Here is a 5,590-nt window from a genome sequence, read left to right on the forward strand (position 1 = left end):
AGACAGTCTCAATCGTGCAATTCCCGCGATATCGGCGGCCCCACCGAAAAGCCGGAGAATGTGACCTCGAAGCCCTCGCGTTGCGGCGAACAGCACATCATGCCGACATCGACCGTCCTGGAGATCGGAAAGTAGGCGAGCCGCACAGGCTTCCAGTGGCCGTCGGAAGCATCGAGATACTGGACACGGATCGTTTCGGCGTGACGGGTCAGCCGGATCCTGACGCCGCCCGGACCGGCATGAATGGCGACCAGCGACCAGTCTGACGTGTCGTTGGTGACCACGACGGAGAAATAGGCAAGGCCGTCGGTGTACTCGATACCGGCCTTGATCCAATGGGTTTCGCTGAGCCGGACCATCAGCCCCGCCTGATCATAAAGCACCTCGTAGTCGCCTTTGACGGTGACCTCGGCGGTGAAATCGCCTTCGACGGGCCGGTGCAGGAAGTGGCCATTGTCGCGCCAGAAACCGTAGAAGGTCTCGCGCCAGAAATCGGTCTCCTTGCCGGTGCGCACACGAACGCTGTCGCCGTCGATAGAATGGTGCGGCGGCGGGTTAAGCCAGGTCAGGTCCTGCACTGTCATCCTTCGCGCCGCTCCAATCCAGATGTGCATGGCGGGGTTGCCGGCGTGGTCGGCAGTGACCGATCAGCCCGGCTGATCGGTCGACGGCTGATCAGCCCGCGAATGTGTAGGCCGTCTTCACCGTGGTGTAGAACTCCGCCGCATAGTGGCCCTGCTCGCGCGGCCCATAGCTCGAACCCTTGCGGCCGCCGAAGGGAACATGGAAATCGACACCCGCCGTCGGCAGGTTGACCATCACCATGCCGGCCTCCGAATTGCGCTTGAAGTGCGTGGCATGCTTGAGGCTCGAAGTGCAGATGCCGGAGGTCAAGCCAAAGGGCGTGTCATTGGCGACGGAAAGCGCCTCGTCATAGTCCTTGACGCGAATGACGCTGGCGACAGGCCCGAAAATCTCCTCGCGCGAACTGCGCATGGCGTTGGTCGCCTCGGTCAGCAACGCCGGCTGCAGGTAGAAGCCCGGCGTCTTGCGGTCGAGCCGCTCGCCACCGAAGGCGAGCGTGGCACCTTCCCTGACGCCGATGGCGATATAGTCCTCGTCCTGCTTCAGCTGCGTCGCGTCGACGACAGGACCGATCTGGGTCTGCGCGTCGAGCGCATCGCCGATGACCAGTTTGCTCATGCGATCCTTGAGGGCGTCGACGAAGCGGTCGTGAATGCCGTCAGCCACAATCAGCCTGGACGAGGCGGTGCAACGCTGGCCGGTCGAGAAGAAGGCACCATTGAGCGCGCAATCGACGGCGATCGCGAGGTCGGCATCGTCGAGCACGACCAGCGGGTTCTTGCCGCCCATTTCAAGCTGGAACTTGCGCATGTGTTCGATGCTTGCCGCAGCGACGCGCTTGCCGGTGCCGACCGAGCCGGTGAAGCTGATGGCGTTGACATCGGGACTGTCGAGCATCGCCTGACCGACGACCGAGCCCTTGCCCATGACGAGATTGAGCACGCCCTTCGGCAGGCCGGCGCGATGCAGGATGTCGACGATGGTCCAGGCGCTCTCGGGAACCAGTTCCGCAGGCTTGAAGACGACGGTGTTGCCGTGTGTCAGCGCCGGGGCGATCTTCCAGGCCGGAATAGCGATCGGAAAATTCCACGGCGTGATGATGCCGACCACGCCGACCGCCTCGCGCGTCATCTCGACGCCGACGCCCGGCCGCACGCTCGGCACGACCTCTCCGGTCAAACGCAACGTTTCGCCGGCAAAGAAGTCGAATATCTGGGCGGCGCGAATTGTCTCGCCGATGCCTTCGGCCAGCGTCTTGCCTTCCTCTCGCGCCAGATTGCGGCCGATCTCGTCCTTGCGCGCCAGAATCTCGTCGGAGGCCTTTTTCAACACCGCGTGACGCGCCAGCGGACCGGAGCGGGACCAAGCCGGGAACGCTGCCTTGGCCGCAGCGATCGCCTGCTGGGCCTGTTCGACACCCGCCGAGGCATAGTCGCCGACGACGTCGCCGGTATCCGAGGGGTTGATGTTGCGCGAACCGGCATCGCCGACCCACTCGCCATCGATGAGGTTCTTTCGAAACAGCGTCATATCGTATGTTCCTGCTTGTTGGCCGCGCGGGCATCTGTCTGAACTGGTATTTGCCAGACAATTGCCTCGCGGGAAAGCAAACAGTGAACCGCCAGCCGCGACAAAAATCCCCGTGCCTGCGCCGCGCGGATGGCGGGCGACGACGATTCCCCATCGAGCCTCGATGCAGCCAACCTCCATCGTGCATCAATCCGCTTGGGCCGATTCATCCTGTACACTTATGTCCATAGCCTTGATTTGCCTGAGGCAGCATGTCATGCGTCGTGTCGATGGCAGCTCTCGAAACGACGATTCAGCGCGCCGGCGCCACCGGCAACATCAAGGCCACTCGCGAAGACTGGCTGAAGCTTGCGCTTGAAACGTTGATCTCTGACGGAGTCGAACGCGTCCGCGTGCTGACGCTTGGCCAGAAGCTCGATGTGTCGCGCTCCAGCTTCTACTGGTATTTCAAGAGCCGGCAGGATCTGCTCGATCAGTTGCTGGACTACTGGCGGCAGACGAATACCAAATTCATCGTGGAACGCGCCAGGCGGCCTTCCGCCACCGTCATACGCGGGGTGATGAGCATTTTCGAATGCTGGGTGGACGAAAGGCTGTTCGACCCCCAGCTGGATTTCGCGATCAGGGCCTGGGCCCGTCGCTCGCCCGCCATCAGGCGCGCCTTAGACGAGGCCGACGAGGAGCGTGTCAACGCCATACGCGACATGTTCATGCGTCACGGCTACGACGAGGAGGATGCCTTCGTGCGGGCCCGCGTGCTGTATTTCATGCAGATCGGCTATTACTCGCTTGAGCTCAACGAGCCGATGAGCAGCCGCCTGCCTCACGTCGCCGGTTATCTGCGCAGCTTCACCGGCCAGGAGCCTCCGGCGGAGGATGTCGAGGACTTCTCGCGCTATGTCGAGAAGACGCTTTCGCGCAATCGATAGTACGGGCCGCTCGGCCGCCGCGGCCTGACGATTTCGCGTCGTGCATCGGCCCAATAGCAAGCACGGTTGCTGCCGACAGCAGCAGAGGAGCCCTCTGCCGTATCGGCGCAGAGCGGCGCACGGGCGCTCATTCCGCTGTCCGCCAACCTCTAGACACATATGTACAATACCGATAGGGTACGCCACACTGGCTGGGTGGAGTGCGACAGGATGAAATCCCAATATCGGGCGATCGTCATCGGCGGCGGCGTGGTTGGAGCCTCGGTGCTCTATCACCTGGCGAAGTTCGGCTGGAGCGACGTCGCGCTGATCGAACGCGAGGTGCTGACCGCAGGGTCGAGTTGGCATGCGGCCGGCGGGTTCCATGCGCTGAACGCCGATCCCAACATCGCCGCCCTGCAGGCCTACACGATCGACCTGCTCTCCGAGGTCGAGAAAGAATCGGGCCAGAGCATCGGCATGCACATGACCGGTGGCATCTCGGTCGCCTCCGCGCCGGAGCGCTGGGAATGGTTGAAAGCGTCATACCGCATCTTCCAGACCATGGGCATCGACGATGTCCACCTGGTCGGAGTCGATGAGATCAAGCAGCGCTGCCCGATTCTCAACACCGATGGCATGCTGGGTGGACTCTATGCCGCGCGCGAAGGCCATATCGATCCCTCGGGCGTCGTGCACGCCTATGCCAAGGCAGCCAGGCTGCGCGGCGCCGATATCATCGAGCACAACCGCGTGCTGGCACTCAACCGCCGCGCGGACGGCGGCTGGGACGTAGTCACCGAGAAGGGCACGGTCATTGCCGAACACGTCGTCAATGCCGGCGGGCTGTGGGCCAAGCAGGTCGGCCGGATGGCCGGCATCGACCTGCCGGTGTCGCCGATGGAGCACCATTATCTCGTCACCGAGGCGCTGCCCGAAATCCAGGCGCTGGACAAGGAATTGCCGCTGATCGTCGATCTCGAAGGCTTCACCTACATGCGCCAGGAACAGAAGGGCCTGCTGCTCGGCATCTACGAGATCAACCACAAGCACTGGAACATGGATGGGGCGCCGTGGGATTACGGCATTGAACTGATCCAGGAAGACACCGACCGCATCGCCGACGAGTTGGCCCTCGGCTTCAGCCGATACCCCTGCCTGGAGAATGCCGGCATCAAGCGCTGGGTGAACGGCGCCTTCACCTTCTCGCCGGACGGCAATCCGCTGGTCGGCCCGGTGCGCGGGGTTCCCAACTACTGGGTGGCGTGCGGCGTCATGGCCGGTTTCCTGCAAGGCGGCGGGGTCGGCAAGTCGCTTGCCGAATGGATGATCCATGGCGAGCCGGAAGCCGATGTCTACGGCATGGACATCGCCCGCTATGGCGATTTCGCCTCCAACCGCGAATACATCAGGCAGACCACCGGGCAGTTCTATTCGCGCCGCTTTGTCATGAGCTATCCCAACGAGCAGTTGCCGGCGGGGCGGCCCTTGAAGACAGCCGGCGCGCATGACGCGATGGATGCCGCCGGCGCGCGCTGGGGCAATTCATGGGGCATGGAAGTGCCGCTCTATTTCGCGCCGCATGGCTTCGTCGAGACACCGACGCTGAAGCGCTCCAACGCCTTCGACATCGTCGCACAGGAGTGCCGCAAGGTGCGCGAGGGCGTCGGTCTGCTCGATATCACTGCCTTCTCACGCTACGAAATCGCCGGGCCGCAGGCGGAAGCTTGGCTCGACCGGCTGCTTGCCTGTGCGCTGCCCAATCCGGGTCGCGCCAAGCTCGCGCCTATGCTCGGCGAAAACGGCAAGCTCAAGGGCGACCTCACCGTCTTCAACTGGGGCGATGGCTCCTGGTGGATCATGGGATCCTACTATCTGCGGCAGTGGCATATGCGCTGGTTCGAGCAGCATATGAGCGACGGCGTCACCGTCCGCGACATTTCAGACGCGGTCGTCGGTTTCTCGCTGGCTGGTCCCAATGCGCGAATGTTGCTTGAGCGCCTCACACATCAGGACGTTTCGCACGAGGCCTTTGGCTTTCTAGCCTGCAAGACATTGGATGTCGGGCTGGTGCGGGCCAAGGTCGGACGGCTCTCGGTCATCGGCGAACTCGGCTACGAGATCCATTGCCAGGCCAATGAGCACGCGGGCCTGCGCCGCGCTCTGCTGACGGCAGGCAAGTATCTGGGCGTCACCGAATACGGCTTCAGCGCGGTCAATTCGCTGCGGCTCGAAAAGAGCTTTGGTATCTGGTCGCGCGAGTTCACGCAGGACTATACGCCCGATGAGACCGGGATGGACCGCTGGATCGCTTTCGACAAGGGCGATTTCATCGGCCGCGAGGCGGCCCGGAAGGAGCTGAAGGCTTCATCGAGGCGCACGCTGGTGACGCTCGAAATCGACGCGGCGGACGCCGATGCCAGCGGTTACGAGCCGGTCTGGTATAGAGGCAAGCTTGCTGGCTTCGTCACCTCGGGCGGCTACGGCCATACGGTCGGCAAGAGCCTCGCCATGGCGCTGGTCGAGCGCGAAGTGGCTGATATCGATACGCAGTTGACAACCCACAT

General features: G+C 63.1%; 4 protein-coding genes. 2 read left to right on the plus strand and 2 right to left on the minus strand.

The genetic code is table 11. From position 1 onward, the window contains the following. Positions 1-8 precede the first annotated feature (8 nt). Both EN994_RS15755 and EN994_RS15760 read right to left on the minus strand, forming a co-directional pair. A complete protein-coding gene (locus tag EN994_RS15755; RefSeq protein ID WP_063170443.1) occupies positions 9-584 on the minus strand; it encodes a DUF1349 domain-containing protein in 576 nt (191 codons plus the stop codon). Positions 585-675: 91 nt separating this feature from the next. Next, positions 676-2,115 (minus strand): aldehyde dehydrogenase family protein, encoded by a 1,440-nt coding sequence (locus tag EN994_RS15760; protein ID WP_013528145.1) that lies wholly within the window; start codon positions 2,113-2,115, stop codon positions 676-678. Positions 2,116-2,384: 269 nt separating this feature from the next. On the opposite strand from EN994_RS15760, the gene EN994_RS15765 reads away from it, so the two are divergent. Further along, positions 2,385-3,044, plus strand: a complete 660-nt coding sequence (locus EN994_RS15765; protein ID WP_024501867.1) for a TetR/AcrR family transcriptional regulator — start codon at positions 2,385-2,387, stop codon at positions 3,042-3,044. 210 nt (positions 3,045-3,254) lie between these two features. Continuing rightward, on the plus strand, positions 3,255-5,590 hold a 2,336-nt coding region (locus EN994_RS15770; protein ID WP_164745948.1), incomplete at its 3' end, for an FAD-dependent oxidoreductase.

The organism is Mesorhizobium sp. M7A.F.Ca.CA.002.09.1.1 (genome assembly GCF_003998555.1).
Classification (GTDB): domain Bacteria; phylum Pseudomonadota; class Alphaproteobacteria; order Rhizobiales; family Rhizobiaceae; genus Mesorhizobium; species Mesorhizobium ciceri.